The sequence below is a fragment of the Ferriphaselus amnicola genome (assembly GCF_000974685.2).
GTDB classification, from domain to species: Bacteria; Pseudomonadota; Gammaproteobacteria; order Burkholderiales; family Gallionellaceae; genus Ferriphaselus; species Ferriphaselus amnicola.
This window is the reverse complement of record NZ_AP018738.1, coordinates 1,308,002-1,324,076: the sequence shown is the minus strand read 5'-3', so window position 1 is coordinate 1,324,076 and position 16,075 is coordinate 1,308,002. Positions and strand designations below refer to the sequence as shown.

The window sequence follows — 16,075 nt, the reverse complement described above, 5'->3', positions numbered from 1 at the left end:
CCCGGAAGCGGCTGAAAAAATCAAACAGTCCCAAGGTATCGCCCTATAGCAGCATCAGTTCGTAATCGGCATCCAGCACCACGGCCTCGCCCGGCAAAATGCTGCGCGAGATCGCCATGATCAGTGCCACGATCCCGTCGATCTTGTTCTCTGGTCGTTCTTTGCGTGGATAGATGTTGTCCTTGGCATCCAGATGTGCCACTACGTTGGAGGCCATCCAGGTCAGCACCGGATCGTTGTCGTGGATCAACTTTTTCTGGAGCACCAGTGCCTCGACGGTTTTCATTGGTTCCGAGAAATTCAGCACCGTGGGGCGTACCTCGATCATCGGCAGGCCTTCTTCCAGCATCCGCGTGGATAGTTGCGTGGCCTGGAACGGGTCGAACGCCACAGCCTGTATCTCGAAGCGGCTGGCAAAATCGATGAGGTCGGCTTCGATCCAGCCGAAGTCGATCACGTTGCCGGGTGTCACCGTCAGGCGACCGGCGCGCATCCAGCCGCTGTACTGGCTGTTGCTGGACCCATTCACTGTGTCTTCCGGCAGGTAGTAGCGTCCGAACACAGCATAGCCACCGGCGATTTCCGGATGCCGGAACACCAGCACCATGGCCGCGATGTCGGTCTTGCTGGCCAGGTCGAGGCCGATCCAGCAGGGCTGTCCGGCAAAGTCATCCAGATCGAGACTCGCATCAGAGCAGGCATCCCATGCCCGCATGTCCATCCACGCCGTGTCGGCGTTGACCCATTCGTTGAGATGCTTGGTCTTGAAGTTGTTGGTGGCACTCGGCATCTGCATGGCCTTGGCCTGCAGCGGCAGCAGCACTTCCGGCTGCACCGAGATGCCCCAGTTGGGGTTGGCCTTGATCAGTGCCGAGTCGCTGGTCCAGTCGTCACCATCGTCCAGCCCGTAGATGATGCCGAACTGGCTGTCGTCCTCGAACACGCCATCCAGCATGCGCGTGACGAAGGTGCGCACCTCGTAACAGATGCCTGCGCGGTTGCTGCCTGCTGTGGTGATCACCCAGAGCAGCGAGTTGTTGCGCTTGCCGGTGCCGGTTTCCACCACGTCGTAGACGGTGCGCGTCTTGTGCGCATGCAACTCGTCCACGCAACCGAAGTGAATGTTCAAACCATCGAGGGTGGAACCTTCAGCCGACAGTGCCTCGAACTTCGAGCCGCTGGTCAGCACATGCATGTTATGTGCACCGACGTTCACACCAAAGCGGCTGCGGAATCCGGCTGACTTGCGCGCCATGGTCTGGGCATCGCCGAACACGATGCGCGCCTGATCACGGGTGGTGGCCAGTGAATACACCTCGGCACCGCCTTCGCGGTCAGCGGCCAGCATGTACAGCGCGACTGCCGAGGACAGCGTGGATTTGGCATTGCCGCGCGGCACCTCGATATACGAACGGCGAAAGCGCCGTTTGCCATCCGGTTTCACCCAGCCAAACACCGTGGTCAGGATGAATGCCTGCCACGGTTCCAGCTTGATCGGCTCACCGGCCAGCGGCCCCTTGACGTGCGGCAGCCGTTCGATGAAGGCGCACAGGTTGTCTGCCGGATGGAACTGGCGACCGTTCTTGTCCAGCAGCTTGGGGTTGAACTGGTACGGGCTGCTTTTACCCTTGAACCGGGCCAGATTATTCAGTTGTCGCTGGCAGGCCAGTTGCACCCAGCGGCAGGCAGGGAGGTCGCCAGCCACCACCGCCTCGGCATAGTGCCGGGCGAGTGTTGTGTATTTGGATACAGCCATCAGCCTGCAATCTCATCCCAAGGGTCATCTTTACTGGCCGGATCGGTCGGCACCGACACGCGCGAACGCGAGGCGGGCGTGAATCCCATCTCGGATTCGTAGCCTTTCATTTCCAGCGCCAGATCGCGGATCACATCCATCAGTGGCGAGCGCCGCAGAATGCCGCTGGGTGTCTTGACCAGCATGCCGGACACGCCGGTCTGGTTGATCTTGGCCAGCGCCTCGCGGTACATGCCGCAGCAGTTTGCCCAGCGTTCCAGCACTGCACCGTCGAGTGCCGACAGCAATCCCGGCGGGGAATGCTCGACGGCATAGCGCCACGCTTCCTTTGCGCTCTCGCTCATGTATTCCGGCGGATCGCACAACACGCTGGTCGGTTTCGGCTCGCGCGTGTTGGTGCGGCACTTCTGCAAGGTTCCCTTGACCTGCTTGACGCGGGTTGGAAGGGGTTTACGTCCGGCCATGTTTTCTGGAAAAAAAGTTTTTCATTTTGCACGCGCAAAAATTTGGGCAGGCGTCCGGTCCCCTGTGTTCGAGTCGTAGAGATTTCACCCCCCTAGGGGGGCATACGCCGCCTCGATTGCCACTCGCCCGTGGTTTTACTGTTGTGACAGGGGATGCACAGTGCTTGCAGGTTGCGCCAGTCCAGACGCTCGCCACCCGACTTGATCGGAGTGATGTGGTCCACGACACGTGCTGCAACCGTCAGCCCCTTGGCCTCGCAGGCACAGCACAACGGGTGTGCCCGGAGGAACGCTTCACGGGTGTGCTGCCACGCTGCCGATTTGTAGAACGCGCGCTCGGGTTCGTGTCGGCGTGTCCGGTCGTAGTCACGGTGTACAGCCACACGGTGTAGATCGCAGTAACCGGGCGTGGCCAGCACCACCGCGCAGCCGGGGTGACGGCAGGGCGTGGGGGCTTTGCGAGGCATTTCAAACAATCAATAGCGGCTTAAAAAGGATGCGGAATCTTTCTGCAGAAACGAGTTGATTTACTTCAAAAACGAAGCGTTCATGTCACCGTCATCAACAACAACGCAGGAGCAAAACATGAGCTACACCACCAACGAATTCACGGTCGACGAAGTCGGTTTTATCCAGATCGCGCTGACCAAGGTACTGGCCGCAGCAGCACGCGGCGAGTTGGATCTCAACAGGCTGGCCCGCGAAGAACTCGCCGCGCGCGGTTTGGACCAAAACGGGGTTTGGGTCGGGTTCGACAAGGCCGCAAAAATCCACAACGTTTAAGGAGCAACAACATGAAAGCCCAAGCCCTCAACCAGATTCTCGAAACCATCGCCAAGCAGCACCTCTTTGTAGAAACCCTCGAAACCCGCCACAGCGACCGACTGGATTTCCACGACGTGTCGGTGTGGGGCATCAAGGCAGCCCTCGAAGCCGCCTACCTCGCAGGCCAGCAATCCCAACAAACCAAGTAACTCAAGGAGATCAAAATGACTGACATCAAACTCACCGATACCCAGCGCCAAATCATCGAGCACGCCGTGCAACACACCGGCGGCAAAATCGAGTGGTTCCCCGATAACGTCAAGGGCGGCGCACGAAGCAAGGTGCTCGACGCCATGTTTAACCGTGCACTTATCACCCGCGAAGGAGAGGGTTGGTGCGTGGCCGCAGAGGGCTACGATGCCCTTGGGGTGCCGCGTCCGGGGAACAGCGCTGCACAAACCGCCGAACCTGCACAGCGGCGCACACGCGCCAACAGCAAGCAGGCAGAGGTGATTGCCATGCTCAAGCGCCCGGAGGGAGCCACGATCAGCGAGATTTGCACCGCCACCGGCTGGCAGCAGCACACCGTGCGTGGCACCTTTGCCGGAGCCTTCAAAAAGAAACTGGGGTTGGAAATTACATCAAGCAAGGAACCGGGGCGCGACCGGGTATACCGGATCGCATGATGCACAAATGCAAAGAGCGGCATGCGCCGCTCTTTGTTGTTCAGGGGTGAGCCTGATTACTTCTTGGCGACAGCAGCCTTGAAGGTCGCACCTGCCGAGAACTTCGGCACGGTGGTCGCTGCAATGGTCAGCTTCTCGCCAGTCTTAGGATTTTTGCCTTCACGAGCCGCGCGAGCCGATGCCTTGAACGAACCGAAACCTGGCAGGGACACATCGTCACCGTTGGCGATAGCTTCGACGATGCTGTCGAGCATGGCGTTTACGGCGCGGCCAGCGTCAGCCTTGGTTACGCCAGAGCGTGTGGCGATTTGTTCGATCAGTTCGGTCTTATTCATGTTTTTACGTTCATTTTGGTTGAAAGCGAACGAGTATAGCCGCAAAACATGACGTTAGTCAGCCACGGCAACGGGTTGCAAGTCCTGCTCTGGCAGGCTGTTGAGGCCAGAGAGCGCATCAAACGCCACGCCATCCAACTCGCGAGTTGCTTGCAATCCTGTCCATTCCTGCCAGCGGCGCAGGATCACATCGACATACTTGGGGTCGAGTTCGATCAGGCGCGCTTGACGACCGGTTTTCTCGGCAGCGATCAACGTAGTGCCCGAGCCACCGAACAAGTCCAGCACGATGTCGCGCGACTTGCTGCTGTTGAGGATGGCGCGCTCGACCAGCTCGACCGGCTTCATGGTCGGATGCAGGTCGTTCTTGGCAGGTTTCTTGATCTGCCAGACATCGCCCTGATCGCGTGCACCGCACCAGAAATGATCAGCACCGTCGCGCCACCCGTACAGGATAGGCTCGTACTGGCGCTGGTAATCGGCACGCCCGAGTGTGAATGTATTTTTGGCCCAGATGATGAACGTCGACCACTTGCCACCGGCAGCACGGAAGGCTGCCTGCAAGGTGTCGAGTTCGGATGAACTCATCGCGATGTACACCGCGCCCTTGGTCACCGACAGCAGGTTTGTGCAGGCATCGGTGAGGAATGTGCCGAAGTCGTCACCCAGGTTGTCGTTCAGGATCGGGCGGTTCTTGCCGCGCAGCTTGTCCTTCGCGGTGTTGGCGTAGTTGACGTTGTACGGTGGATCGGTGAATGCCATGTCGGCCAGTTCCTCCCGCATCAGGCGCTTGAGATCGTCAGCCTTGGTGGAATCCCCGCACAGCAGCCGATGCTGGCCAAGCAGCCAGACATCCCCCGGTTTGGTGATGGCGACTTCCAGCACCTCTGGTACCGCATCGTCGTCGCTCAAACCTTCCTTGTCACCGGAATTCAGCAACTCGTCGAGTTCATCGCCACTGAAGCCCAGCAGATCGAGATCGAACTCGGAGAGCTTGAGATCGGCCAGTTCCAGCGCCAGCAGCTCCTTGTCCCATCCGGCGTTTTCAGCGAGGCGGTTGTCGGCCAGAATGTAGGCGCGCTTTTGCGTGGGAGACAGATGTGCCAGTTCGATGACCGGCACGGTGGCCAGTCCCAACTTGCGTGCGGCGAGCAGTCTGCCGTGGCCTGCGATCAAGCCACGTTCGCCATCCACCAAGATTGGGTTGTTAAAACCAAACTCACGGATTGAGGCCGCGATTTGCGCGACCTGGTCATCGCTGTGGGTACGGGCATTGTTCACGAACGGAACCAGTAATTCGACTTGGCGATATTCGATATTTAGCTTTTCCATGGGCGTAAAAAAACCGCCTCGCGGGCGGTTTGGTGGATGTGTTGAATGGGGTCGTTCAAACTTCAAACATGGCACAAATATTAGCAGAAAATCTTCCAAACGCGACACCCTAAAAAACGCTTGAAACCCGCACCAATACTCATCTTTCCGCAGATGTTCGTACCCGTTGTCAACTTGCCGCAACTTCACTCACCCCATTCAGATTTTCGGTTACGATGGACAGCGCAATCTTGCGTCTGCGCTGTACCGTTCTGACTGCACAACCGAACCGTCTGGCGATTTGCGACCACTCGCAACGATCTGCACGCATCCACACGATATGCCGTGATTCGGTATCAAGCCACTGCACCCAGCGTGTGACTTCCAGCATCCGGTCGATGGCCGCAGGGGATGGCGGAAAGTGATGCACCTCGTCATCCGCCGGGGCACGTTCCGGAGCCATGCGCAGCAGAATCGGCCATACGTTGAGATAGCCCATCACGCGGGCAGGCGGCAAGCGCCGCGCTGTTTCTGCCGCCTCCGCGAATCGGGCTTCCACCTCGTCGATACTCCAGTCATCCATTGCGCTTTCTCCCGTACAAACGCTCACCGATGCGGCGCACGATTTCTCGCTCAACGAAGTCCAGACGTTCATCAGCCTCATTCACCACGAGGATGTGTTGCTCGCGCCATCCGGCTTCCTTGACGGCATCCAGGTCGGTGGTCTGCGGTTGCATCTTGCCCAGCGGGCAGCGATAGGGTTGTGGTTTCATTTCACACCTCCTGCAAGCGAAGGGCGTAGTGCAGCAGCGCCAGCGCATCGGCTTCGTTGTCGTCAGCAGGGAGGTGCCCGCGTGCCTTGGCTGCCGCAATCATCTCGCCCTTGCTGGCATTGCCTTTGCCCGTGGCGTGCTTCTTGATCGTGCCGACCGGAACACCCTGATACGGGATCTGGTGGTGTTCGCACCAAGCGGTCAGCTGCGCCATGAAGCCGCCGTAGGCGTGGGCCGCATCCACACCCAGATGACGCCGCACTTCCTCAAAGTACACAGCATCGATGCCGTCAGAGGTTTGCTTGATCTCGGTCAGCCAGCGTTTGAAGCGCAGGAATCGCATGCCGCCGCCTTCAAAACGGTGCGGTTTGAATGATTCGGTGCCACTGGTGATGCTGCCGTCGCGGGTCATCAACGCCCAGCCGGTTGTCGTGCCCAAGTCGAGGGCGAGTATTGTGTTTTGCATGTCAGTATTCCTTGTGTTTTGGGCGACTGACGCAGACTGACGCTTATGCCGGTTAACCTCTTACGTGCGCACGTGTAGGGGTAAATCAGTAGCTATGTCAGTCTGCGTCAGTTATCAATAAAATCAGTTGGTTGTATGTTTCAGTTTTCCGCATAAGGCATGCGTCTATCAGTCGGTAATTCTCGAAGTCCGATACCCTGAAAGCCGCGTATGCCGGAGTTGTTGCGCCACTTCTCCAAGCCACGAGTGAGCAGCAGATCGGAGAAGCGCCGCTGTGAGCCTGCGAATTCACCAGAATCATCTGCCCAACGTTTCCAGTCGCTGAATAGTTCTGCGGTGAGGGATTTGGCCGTGTCTTTGCGCACACAACGTTCCTCGAGCCAGCGGCCAATCGAGTCTTCCGCTTCGAAGTACTCGTCGGTGGCGGCGATCACTTTCTCGGGGCGAACGAGTTTTTCCTTTTGCCATGCAAGGCAACCTTCGAGCATCCATGCCAGAATGCCGTCGCGTTCCCTGAGCAACTTCACGGTCAGATTCCCGTCACGCCGTTCTGCCGGAATCGTGACGGTGAAGGGCACCAGATGCATGCGGCGTTTCATCGCCTCGTCAATATTGCGAATCGACGGTTTATGATTTCCCGCGATGAAGAGCTTGAATTGTGGAATGAACGTAAAAAAGTCCTGCCGCATGAAGCGTGCGGATACCCGGTCGCCACCGGTGATTTCCTTCATCTTGGATTCATTCCAGCGACGTCCCTGTTCGGTTTCGGTCGCCGACACGAAACGCGCTCCACGCAATCCGGCCAGATCGGTGGGGTGCCGGTCGGAGCGTGTTTCCATGAAGGTGTCCATCGGTGCATTTGCCGCGTAGTCACCCAGAATCGTGGAGAGGACATTCAGGAAAACGCTCTTGCCGTTGGCTCCCGTGCCGTACAGGAAGAACAGCGCATGTTCGCTGCTGACGCCAGTCATGCCGTAACCCGCCATGCGTTGCAGGTAGCTCATCAGCTCCGGATCGTTGCCAGTCACATCAGCTAAAAACGCCTTCCATGTCGGGCAGTCGCCCTTGGGCATGGCGGTGGTGATCTTGGTCATCCGGTCTTCCCGGCAATGCGCCCGCATTCGTCCCGTGCGCAGATCGACGACACCTCCGGGCGTGTTCAGCAACCAGATGTCGGCATCCCACTCTTCCGTGTTGCCCGCATGACGACGGTCGGCACGGGCAAGACGTTCCACACCACCGATCGTGCTTGAACCGGCTAGTTTGGCGGCCACTCTGGGATTGTCCGAACGCACGGCGGCATGGCGGCAGACATGGCGGATCAGATCGGTTGCCGCCAAGGTGTCCTCGGTACGCCAGCGCTGACCGTCCCACATCAGCCACTTGCCCCATGCTGCGACATAACGCCAGTCGCGCTGATAGCGACGGGTGAAGGAAAGCGCCAGTGCATCCTCGGTGCCCCATACCGTCTGCTCGGTTTGCTCCTGACCGTCCGCATCATCAGAGTCATGCTCGTCATCAGGCAGGTGCATTTCAATGCGCGGGCCGCTGGCAATGAATGCCGCAACATCGAGTCCTTCGGTAATCGCGTCCGCCGCATCCCAGCCTTCCGGACGATCTTCGGGTGGCAGCAGAATGGAGCACGATATTGCCCCCGCCGCCAGCACAGCCTGCGAGGCCGACTGTGCATATTCCCAGCCCGGCTTATCCTTGTCCGGCCAGATGGCGACCGACTTGCCGGTGAGTGGCGACCAGTCGGTTTTATCGACTGGAGCTTTGGCCCCGTGCATCGCGGTGGTGGCGCACAGGCCGATCACGATCAGTGCCTGCGCGCATTTTTCGCCTTCGACCAGTACCACGGTGCTGGACGCAGCGATGCCAGGTTGGTTGTAGAGCGGGCGCGGATCGGGTGGCGACATCTTGCGACGCTTGGCATCCCATGGACGGAACTCCTTGCGGCGACCGGGTGGGTCGTAGCGATAGACCACTGCAATCAGATTGCCAGCTGCATCCTGATAGTCCCATTTGGCAGTGGCAGGACCGAGATCGTCGACCGGTGCTTCGCGCTTGGTTTTACGGGCAGGCAGGGCAGGCGCGCGGCCTACCAGATCACGCGCATGTTGCAGGACGCTGGCGAAATCGTTGTGCACATCGCAGCCATGGTGTCGAGCAATCAGATCGAAGATGTCGCCGCCACTGCCTTCGGCACGGTCGGTCCACAGACCGGCTTTCTCACCAGTGAGCACGATCTCCAGACTGTCGCCGGGGCTGCCCAGCACATCGCCGATGTGAAACTTGCCGTGACGCTTCTTGCCAGCGGGAAGCAGTGTGAACAGCACCGACTCCAGTTGGACGAGCAACGCCTGCCGAATCTCCTCGCGTTCTACTTCGCGGCTTGGGCTCGCTTGAGCAATCGTATCGTTGAAATCCATCATCTTGCACCTGACTTTCTGGTTCGTTTTTTAGGTTTCGGCGTTTTCTGTGTGGTGAGATAGCGCGCCCGGCGCGCCACCTCTCTGACGAATTCCGGGTTGAGTTCGACGAGGTCTGCGAGATGGTCGAGATCGCTGCCCAGCAGAAACTGATACGCCCTGCGCCGGGTGTAATCCTCGACTGCAGCCGCATCCGCGATGCCCTGACAAATCACCGCCACGATCAGCTTCGCTTCCGGCACGGGCGCAAACACATGGCGCAACAGCATCCGCTCGATGGCGCGCATGCCGATCAGTGGCACCGGTGGTTTGCTCGACGCTTTTGGAATCAGGGCCGCGTTCATGCCGACCTCCAGCATCGTTCCTGCCATGAACAGAACTTGCATTCGAAATGCGTGGCATCGTTGAACGATCTCGGTAGCAACTCGCCATGCTCGGTGGCCGCGATGATCTTCACGGCACGATCGGAGGCGCGCTGCGCCAGTGCCGCATCGAAATCAACCTGCTCAAACCAGATCTCCTGCGTGTCCTTGTTGATCGCGGTGAACAGTGCCGGGTTGCGGCTGATGCCATCGACCGTGCCTTCCATGTAGGCTTGGTAGATCGCCATCTGTGCGGCATACACCGGTTTGGAGACAGCCACGCCGCGCTTCACGCAATCCCGCCAGTTCTGCGCGTTCATGGTTTTGCACTCCCATAGCATCGGGAAGCTGCAGCCCAGATCATCCGGTGCGTCCATGACGATGCCGTCCACATGACCTTGGATCAGACCGTCACAAACCGAGAAGCCAAACTGGCCGCCGGAACGCGTGCGGGTATGTAGGTCGAATCCGGCCAGACGCAGCCAGCGAATCGCTATATCTTCCAGCACATGTCCAACCTCGAAGATGCGCAGCACGCGCCCGTCGAAATCACGACCTGGATCGGCAGGAGCTCCGGCAAACTCGTACTGCAGTGCCCGGTCACACGCCACACCTAGGCGGGAGGCCCCGAGGTAAGTGCGGCGAGTTTGCTCTGCACGTTCTGTCACCAGTGCCACATCGATGTGAGCGGTGATCAGGTCGTGCAACTTGGGGCGGTGATTGAAATCCAGCATCACACACCGCCTTTCTGTGCCGTACCTTCTTCCCACGGCAGGTCGTTTTTTAGATCACTGAACGGGTCCTGCACTACTTCAGCCAACCCGCGAACGGGTGGGAAGTTGAAGCCGGTTGACCCGTAGCGATCGGCCATTGCATTGACGAAACAGGTGACGATGGAATCAACCACCCGCAAGGCATCTGCTTCGGTGTAGTCGCCCAGCGGTTTGGCGTAACCGATCTCGCCCGCTGCGCTGCCGAACGCCTTGAGGCATCCGCGAATGGCGGCCTGCTCGAATTCAGTCGCATCAATCATGGGCAGCTCCTCGTCCTTGCGTTCTGCCTCGACGCGCACGCTGTAGAACCGATGAAATGCATCCTGACAGCGCTTTGAACAGAACACCCATCGCACCGGATAGCGTCTTGCATCGCCGATGGCATAGCGCGTGTCGGTGATCCCAAAGCCACGCGCCTCTCGTGAACAAATCCAGCATTTCACGATCCCTCCTTACTGCGCCCACGCCGGTTTGCCGGTTGCGGCAGGGCGTTGCGGAGCGGGTTGTGCGGGTGAGCCGGAATGGCCACCTTGGGATGGGCTGCCTACCTTCGGCGTCATGCCCATCAGACGGGCGTAATCCTTGTGATCAGGTTCGATGGCTTGTTTGACGATGTTGCGGTTCTCGCCCTTGGCATCCTTTTCGATATCGATGCGTGCGACGAACTCGATACCGTCGATGGCGGCGAAGCTGGTGATGCGGCGGGCTCTCTGCGCTTCCGGCGATTGGTCGGCGGGCTGCACACCGTGGGCGGAATTGAGCAGCGCACGGATGAAGGTGCGTCCCATATTGGCCCATGCATCGCCCTTGGCAGAATGCAGGCCGATGTTGCTCCACAGCTTGCGTTTGGCATATTCGCCTTCGAGCACGACGAATTCGGCGGCCAGATAAATCGAGCCGGTATCGAAGCTCTCGGTGGCATAGCCATCCGTCCACCCCTTGGATGAATCGTCGTGACCGCCGGGCTTGAGCGTCATGCGTACTTTTGCCAGCGTCCCTTTCGGGATCAGGTCGAATGAGGTTTGTTGTTCGGCATCGTTAAAATCATTCCAGTTCATGGCTTACTCCTTGTCAGATTGAGGTGTGGTGGTGGCTGCGCACTTGGCGATCAGTCGTCCGAGATGCGGTTCTTCCTGCATGGACAGACGGCCAGACCGGTCCTTGGCAGGGAAGCCCCATGGATTGAGCGTGTGGCAGACGAAGGCGCGATAACTGCTGCCGTCATCCGCTTTGAGTTCGGCGAGCGTCACGACCTCATCGACGATGCCGGGCAGTTCGAGTGCGGTCTTGGAACCCTCGATCTGCGGCATGAACACCTTGCGGTTGAAGTCGTCGATCTTCTCGTCGAGGATGGCGACGAACACCACGTTCTTGCCGCGTGCGTGCTGCAGGTGGGTGAGTGCGGTGATCATTTCCTGTCCGAGCAATCCGTATGCACCCCGGCTGTCCGGCTTGCCGGTGCGCTCGGAATACGCGGCAGGTTGTGCCTTGGCCCAGGTGAAACACAGCCGGGACAGCGCCGTGATCGAATCGCAGAAGTAGGTTTCGTACTTGTCGAGTTGTGCCGGGTCGCCGTAGATCTGGCAGACATGGTCGAAGTGCGCCTGCGAGAACGGCTGGTCGGCGGGCAATGCTGGATTGGGACCGGCGAGAAACACCACCAGATCACGGAACTCTGGCCAGGTGCGTGGACGGATGGTATCGCCCGACCATTCGGCCACGGCCAGGTCGCCTGCCTCCAGATCGATGAACAGCGTGATGTCGGTGCCCAACGTTTTGAGTTGGGAGGTCTTGCCGATGCCGCTCTTGCCGAGCAGGGCCATCTTCACGCCACGCTTTTCGGCGCGGCGCTGGTCGGCGGAAATGATGGGCAGGCTCATGCTGCACCTCCTTCCACCAGTGCCAGACGGAAGCTGGGTTTGCCGGGTTTGACGGTGCGTGCTGCCTCGAATTGTTCGCGCAGAGTGGATGGCCAGTTCTTGAAACGGCTTTCCGACACGGAGTAATCGACGTCGATGAAGTCGGAAACGTTCTCTCCGGCGGCAGTGATGCGTTCTGCCATCTCGGCCAGACGCTTCTGATCCCACGAGACACGCTTGGGCAACTCGTAGGTCACTTGCAGCGCGCCGTCATCGATATGCGTTACACCAAAATCGCGTCCGGATTCCTGCAAGGACTGCCGTGCCTGTTCGCCGTAGCGTTGCTCCAGCGCGGTATTGAGCCGGTCGCGCGACTGCTTGATCCAGGTCGCCATCAGGTTGAGCGACAGGTCGAACTCCTGCAGTTGTTGCTGTGGCAGCGCGGCAAGTTGGCTGACAGAGAGTTCCGGCAGGGAGCCGGTATTGATCATGAGGTCGCTCATGCTGCACCTCCTGCGGTCAGAGGTTGAGAGGTGCTGGAGCGCATACACTGGGCTTCGTAGGCTTCGATGTCCTCGATGCGGTACAGCACGCGCCCATTGAGTTTCATGAAAACCGGGCCTATGCCTTCACAGCGCCAGCGTTCTAGGGAGGCTTCGCTGCAGTTCCAGCGTTCAGCCAGTTCACCTTGTGTCAGGTGTCGGACTTTTTGTTGCATGATGAATCTCCTGAATGGTTGCGATGTCACCGGTTTCAGGACTCAGCGAGTGCCGTCAACCAGTGAAGCGAATTTCTCAAGCGGGATTCCTCAAACCGTTCCGCAGATTCCTCAGAACCATTCTTCAAAGTCGATTCGTGCGAACAGGCAACAAAAAGCCCGGATTGGTGAAGGCCAATGCCGGGCTGTGATAGGGAAGTAAGGATGAAACGGGCTAGTGCAGCCAGTCCTTGTCTTCGTAGGGGATGATCAGGGCGTAGCGTTCGTCGGTGCGGTCGTATCGAATGAAAGTCTGGTAAGCCTTGCTGTTTCGATCAAATACCTTACGCGGCGAAAACTTTTCTGCGGTTGAATTGCATGCCGATCGCAGCGCATCCCTTTCCATCTCGTGATCTCGGTCCTGAATGAGTGCAAGTAATATGGATTGCTGTTGTGGCTCGAGGTTATAGGCGTCGCCGTCGATGTAAACCCGCCCCTTGGATTCCACATAGCGCAGGGTGGTGCCCGGCACGGATTCTTCGATGACCTGTGGTCCGGGTGTGGACATGCGGTCTGCAAAAAACTCGAACTTGCTTTGACTGATACGCGCGATCGAGGCCAGGTTGATTACATCTAGTCCTGCCATGGGTGAGCCGTCCGGCAGGGGCAATGCGCTGCTGGTCAGGATGCGGCACGAACTGATGGTTTTATCCAGACTGATCTGGTCGCGTAGGCGTTGTGCGACCTTGGGTTGGTGCAAATGGCGCGTGAAATACCAAGTGACGGGTTTGCCGCGCACGGGCTCGGTGGTGCCGAGATACCAGCAGGTATCTGGTTCGATCTGCTTGATGTTCGTCGATGATAAGCCCAGGCCGATAGCGATGGCCGTTACCAGCTTGGCCGGGCTGGGCTTGAATGTGTCGCGCAGTCGCCGGGGTGCTTTGACGTCGCCACATTCTGGGCAGGACAGCAGGATGCTGTCATGAGCCAATTCGCGCACCACGCGCGCGGTTTCGACACCGCACTCCTGGCAGGTCCCCCACTCGAGCGGTGTGCCGATGACCAGCATGCGCTCCCGCAATAACTGCTGCCCGGCCTCGGCGTGCTCACCGGCACAAAGCGCCAGTCCATTGATTTCCGGCTTAGCACGCTCGAGCAGGCGGCAAAGCAGATCGGTCGCATCGCATTGCGACTGACTCATGCGTTGACCTCGTCGGCCTCGATGACGTTGAGCGCTTTCAGCACGACGTTGGCGACCTGCTGGTTATGCACCGACAGATTTTTGATGGTCGACGATCCTGCCGAACTGATGTCAAAACTGAAGTGCGAGGTCTTCTCGTCAGCGGAGGCCAGCGGGTACACGATGATACAGGCACGGACCAGATTGTATTCAGCTTCGAATTGGTGCTGAATTTTCAGATTGTCGAGTGCCAGCCGGATGGCGTCGTCTTGGTCCTTGGCAGGAGGAGCCTCGATCTCGAAGGAAATGCCGGTGCTGCCGTTCGGACTGAATCGCGCGCGGCGCAGCCTGACCTTCTCCACACCGTGAATCGACCAGTCGTCAAACGGCTCCAGCATTCCATCGCGCAGGGCATTGAGTTTGAAGCGTGCTTTCTCGATGGCCTCGGGGGCGATTTCTTTTTCGACGACATGCTTGCCGAACAACTGGAGCACGGCAGTGTGATTGGCAGCCCCACCTTTGACGACGGTTTCCACGAACCCGGAATCCGGGTGATAGACCAACGCGGTTTCTAGCGCGATACGGGTGGTGATGCGCTTGAAGTTGCTTTCGGAGAAATGGGCAATCGCCGTCACTGGCCCCTCGACATAGATGGCCAACTGGATGCTGCCATCGGCAGCACGCTCACTGATCTCGATATGGGTGCCATCACCAGCGCCGACCTTCTTGTACAGCTTGGCCACCTCATGGCAGAACGATTCCAGCTTTTCCCGATCACGGGTTGGATCGAGGCCGGGCTGGATGCGATGCTTCTTCCAGTATTTGCCGTTGGTCTTGGCCTGAAACGCGAGGTGCAGTTCGGCGTCCCGGAAAGCCTTATCTCGGAACGCCATCATCCAGAGGGCTTTTTCTCGTTCGTCGCGCGAAGCAAATGCAGTTTCAACCTCGGCATCGCTCGCGCAGGCAATCTGGAATTCTTTAATGGCCAAACCGTTCGACATCATGTGGGCACGGCGCAGATCGTCGTACCACAGGTGGATGTCATGACCGATCGCTTCGCGTTCGGTGGCAGGGAGATCGGCATTGGGCAGCGATGCGTCAAGTACCTCGACGGCATCTGACAGTATCGTGGGTAAGGTTTCCGGGGCTTGATCCCAATCGATATTCAGCCGTGCGCCGAGAACGTGCGCTTCGGTGAACTCGCGAAGCGTCGGCATGGAGATGTGTCGGAGGAAATGGCGCGGGTTGAAGATTTTCATGTGTGGCGTTCCCCTTTACGAATATTTGCGCACTAGGCCGACAACGACCCCAAAAATTTCCAGCTTGCCCTGTGGCCGGATGATTGAAAAATCCGGGTTGGCCGGAATGAGATGAAAACCAGCCTTGTCGCGCCCCAGCGTCTTGAGCGTGAATTCATCGTCGACTATGCCAACCACCAGTTCGCCGGGCTGGGCATGAGTCCGGCGCTCGACGATGGCCAGATCGCCGCTGTGGATGCCCGCATTGATCATTGATTCGCCCTTGACTCGAATAATCACGGTTTGCGCCGGTTTCTCGATCAGGAAGCGATCCAGCATGACCTGCTCGCAGGCCTCGTCGGATACCGAAACTGGCGTGCCCGCCGGAACCGGTTGGCTGGCGACCGTGCGCTCGAAAAACCGATCACTCGGAGCCCAATCGCCATCCGGGGTGCGTTCCAGCATCCCGACAGCTTCCAGCCGTTCGAGCATCTTTTTGATAGCGGACTTGGAGGCGAAGCCGAGTAGATCCATCAGCCGGGCATAGGACGGAAAAGTGCGGTACTCGGCGTAATACGCCTGTAGTCGCGCCAAGTGTTCCTGGTCGTTGGACGATTTGGATTTGGATATTGTCATGAGCGATATTGTAGAGAACGCACGTTCTCTAGTCAAAAATTATCACAACCTTTTTGCAATCGTTCGCATCTGTTCGCATTCGCTGGAAAATCTCTCGCCAAATTTCATATTCCTCCATCGCAAAATTCTTTCATCGACGAGTTTGATGACAGAAGGAGTGCTACCCAATGATGGATGTGAACCAAACCCCACCGGACCGGATGACGGTCGAGCAGCGCAGGCAGGAGGTCGGCCAGTTGCTGGCACGCGGCATTGCCCGCTTGAGAATGCCCCCGCAAAACTGCGCCCCAGAGAGCGAGTTTGAACTTGCTATACCGCCGGAACGAAGCGTTCATGCGGTCT

General features: G+C 58.6%; 23 protein-coding genes. 4 read left to right on the top strand and 19 right to left on the bottom strand.

Annotated features, from left to right (window positions below):
- Positions 1 to 43: 43 nt before the first annotated feature.
- From OYT1_RS06535 to OYT1_RS06525, 3 genes are all read right to left on the bottom strand, one after another.
- Positions 44 to 1,756: a terminase large subunit gene (locus OYT1_RS06535; RefSeq protein ID WP_035383963.1), complete on the bottom strand. Its 1,713-nt coding sequence runs from the start codon at positions 1,754 to 1,756 to the stop codon at positions 44 to 46.
- Positions 1,756 to 2,220, bottom strand: coding sequence for a phage terminase small subunit P27 family (locus tag OYT1_RS06530; protein ID WP_035383962.1), 465 nt, complete (start codon positions 2,218 to 2,220; stop codon positions 1,756 to 1,758). Before OYT1_RS06530 ends, OYT1_RS06535 begins: the two co-directional genes overlap by 1 nt.
- 92 nt (positions 2,221 to 2,312) lie before the next feature.
- Positions 2,313 to 2,687: an HNH endonuclease gene (locus OYT1_RS06525; RefSeq protein ID WP_081908815.1), complete on the bottom strand. Its 375-nt coding sequence runs from the start codon at positions 2,685 to 2,687 to the stop codon at positions 2,313 to 2,315.
- Positions 2,688 to 2,805: 118 nt separating this feature from the next.
- Between OYT1_RS06525 and OYT1_RS06520 the strand changes: the two genes are divergently transcribed.
- From OYT1_RS06520 to OYT1_RS06510, 3 genes are read left to right on the top strand one after another with little or no spacing between them, the layout of a single operon-like run.
- A complete protein-coding gene (locus OYT1_RS06520; RefSeq protein ID WP_035383961.1) occupies positions 2,806 to 3,003 on the top strand; it encodes a hypothetical protein in 198 nt (65 codons plus the stop codon).
- An 11-nt stretch (positions 3,004 to 3,014) separates the two neighbouring features.
- Positions 3,015 to 3,194, top strand: a complete 180-nt coding sequence (locus OYT1_RS06515; RefSeq protein ID WP_035384447.1) for a DUF6900 domain-containing protein — start codon at positions 3,015 to 3,017, stop codon at positions 3,192 to 3,194.
- A gap of 15 nt (positions 3,195 to 3,209) precedes the next feature.
- Positions 3,210 to 3,671 (top strand): DUF3489 domain-containing protein, encoded by a 462-nt coding sequence (locus OYT1_RS06510; protein ID WP_062627151.1) that lies wholly within the window; start codon positions 3,210 to 3,212, stop codon positions 3,669 to 3,671.
- Positions 3,672 to 3,727: 56 nt separating this feature from the next.
- Here the strand turns inward: OYT1_RS06510 and OYT1_RS06505 are convergent, their stop codons facing one another.
- From OYT1_RS06505 to OYT1_RS06430, 16 genes are all read right to left on the bottom strand, one after another.
- Positions 3,728 to 4,006: an HU family DNA-binding protein gene (locus OYT1_RS06505; protein ID WP_062627150.1), complete on the bottom strand. Its 279-nt coding sequence runs from the start codon at positions 4,004 to 4,006 to the stop codon at positions 3,728 to 3,730.
- Positions 4,007 to 4,060: 54 nt separating this feature from the next.
- Positions 4,061 to 5,338 (bottom strand): site-specific DNA-methyltransferase, encoded by a 1,278-nt coding sequence (locus OYT1_RS06500; RefSeq protein ID WP_062627149.1) that lies wholly within the window; start codon positions 5,336 to 5,338, stop codon positions 4,061 to 4,063.
- A gap of 169 nt (positions 5,339 to 5,507) precedes the next feature.
- Positions 5,508 to 5,900 (bottom strand): DUF6362 family protein, encoded by a 393-nt coding sequence (locus OYT1_RS06495; RefSeq protein ID WP_062627148.1) that lies wholly within the window; start codon positions 5,898 to 5,900, stop codon positions 5,508 to 5,510.
- Positions 5,893 to 6,090, bottom strand: coding sequence for a hypothetical protein (locus OYT1_RS06490; protein WP_062627147.1), 198 nt, complete (start codon positions 6,088 to 6,090; stop codon positions 5,893 to 5,895). Before OYT1_RS06490 ends, OYT1_RS06495 begins: the two co-directional genes overlap by 8 nt.
- Position 6,091: 1 nt before the next feature.
- Positions 6,092 to 6,556 carry a crossover junction endodeoxyribonuclease RuvC gene (locus OYT1_RS06485; protein ID WP_062627146.1) on the bottom strand — a complete coding sequence of 155 codons (465 nt, stop codon included), beginning with the start codon at positions 6,554 to 6,556 and terminating at the stop codon, positions 6,092 to 6,094.
- Between the two features lie 140 nt (positions 6,557 to 6,696).
- On the bottom strand, positions 6,697 to 8,991 hold the full coding sequence (locus OYT1_RS06480) for a phage/plasmid primase, P4 family (protein WP_062627145.1): 2,295 nt from the start codon (positions 8,989 to 8,991) through the stop codon (positions 6,697 to 6,699).
- Positions 8,988 to 9,332, bottom strand: a complete 345-nt coding sequence (locus tag OYT1_RS06475; RefSeq protein ID WP_197714114.1) for a hypothetical protein — start codon at positions 9,330 to 9,332, stop codon at positions 8,988 to 8,990. The genes OYT1_RS06480 and OYT1_RS06475 overlap by 4 nt, the downstream gene beginning before the upstream one ends.
- Positions 9,329 to 10,084: a hypothetical protein gene (locus tag OYT1_RS06470; protein ID WP_062627143.1), complete on the bottom strand. Its 756-nt coding sequence runs from the start codon at positions 10,082 to 10,084 to the stop codon at positions 9,329 to 9,331. Before OYT1_RS06470 ends, OYT1_RS06475 begins: the two co-directional genes overlap by 4 nt.
- Positions 10,084 to 10,566, bottom strand: coding sequence for a DUF6511 domain-containing protein (locus OYT1_RS06465; protein ID WP_062627142.1), 483 nt, complete (start codon positions 10,564 to 10,566; stop codon positions 10,084 to 10,086). Before OYT1_RS06465 ends, OYT1_RS06470 begins: the two co-directional genes overlap by 1 nt.
- 9 nt (positions 10,567 to 10,575) lie before the next feature.
- Positions 10,576 to 11,181 carry a hypothetical protein gene (locus OYT1_RS06460; RefSeq protein WP_062627141.1) on the bottom strand — a complete coding sequence of 202 codons (606 nt, stop codon included), beginning with the start codon at positions 11,179 to 11,181 and terminating at the stop codon, positions 10,576 to 10,578.
- 3 nt (positions 11,182 to 11,184) lie between these two features.
- Positions 11,185 to 12,003 (bottom strand): ATP-binding protein, encoded by an 819-nt coding sequence (locus tag OYT1_RS06455; protein WP_062627140.1) that lies wholly within the window; start codon positions 12,001 to 12,003, stop codon positions 11,185 to 11,187.
- Positions 12,000 to 12,485 carry a hypothetical protein gene (locus OYT1_RS06450; RefSeq protein WP_062627139.1) on the bottom strand — a complete coding sequence of 162 codons (486 nt, stop codon included), beginning with the start codon at positions 12,483 to 12,485 and terminating at the stop codon, positions 12,000 to 12,002. Before OYT1_RS06450 ends, OYT1_RS06455 begins: the two co-directional genes overlap by 4 nt.
- Positions 12,482 to 12,700, bottom strand: coding sequence for a helix-turn-helix transcriptional regulator (locus OYT1_RS06445; RefSeq protein WP_062627138.1), 219 nt, complete (start codon positions 12,698 to 12,700; stop codon positions 12,482 to 12,484). The genes OYT1_RS06450 and OYT1_RS06445 overlap by 4 nt, the downstream gene beginning before the upstream one ends.
- A 214-nt stretch (positions 12,701 to 12,914) precedes the next feature.
- Entirely contained in the window at positions 12,915 to 13,880 is a 966-nt protein-coding gene (locus tag OYT1_RS06440) for a hypothetical protein (protein ID WP_062627137.1), read from the bottom strand.
- Positions 13,877 to 15,118: a hypothetical protein gene (locus tag OYT1_RS06435; protein WP_062627136.1), complete on the bottom strand. Its 1,242-nt coding sequence runs from the start codon at positions 15,116 to 15,118 to the stop codon at positions 13,877 to 13,879. Before OYT1_RS06435 ends, OYT1_RS06440 begins: the two co-directional genes overlap by 4 nt.
- A gap of 15 nt (positions 15,119 to 15,133) precedes the next feature.
- Positions 15,134 to 15,733, bottom strand: coding sequence for a LexA family protein (locus tag OYT1_RS06430; RefSeq protein WP_062627135.1), 600 nt, complete (start codon positions 15,731 to 15,733; stop codon positions 15,134 to 15,136).
- Here OYT1_RS06430 and OYT1_RS13650 point away from each other — a divergent pair.
- On the top strand, positions 15,732 to 16,037 hold the full coding sequence (locus OYT1_RS13650) for a hypothetical protein (protein WP_172588517.1): 306 nt from the start codon (positions 15,732 to 15,734) through the stop codon (positions 16,035 to 16,037). The genes OYT1_RS06430 and OYT1_RS13650 overlap by 2 nt on opposite strands.
- Positions 16,038 to 16,075: the final 38 nt, after the last annotated feature.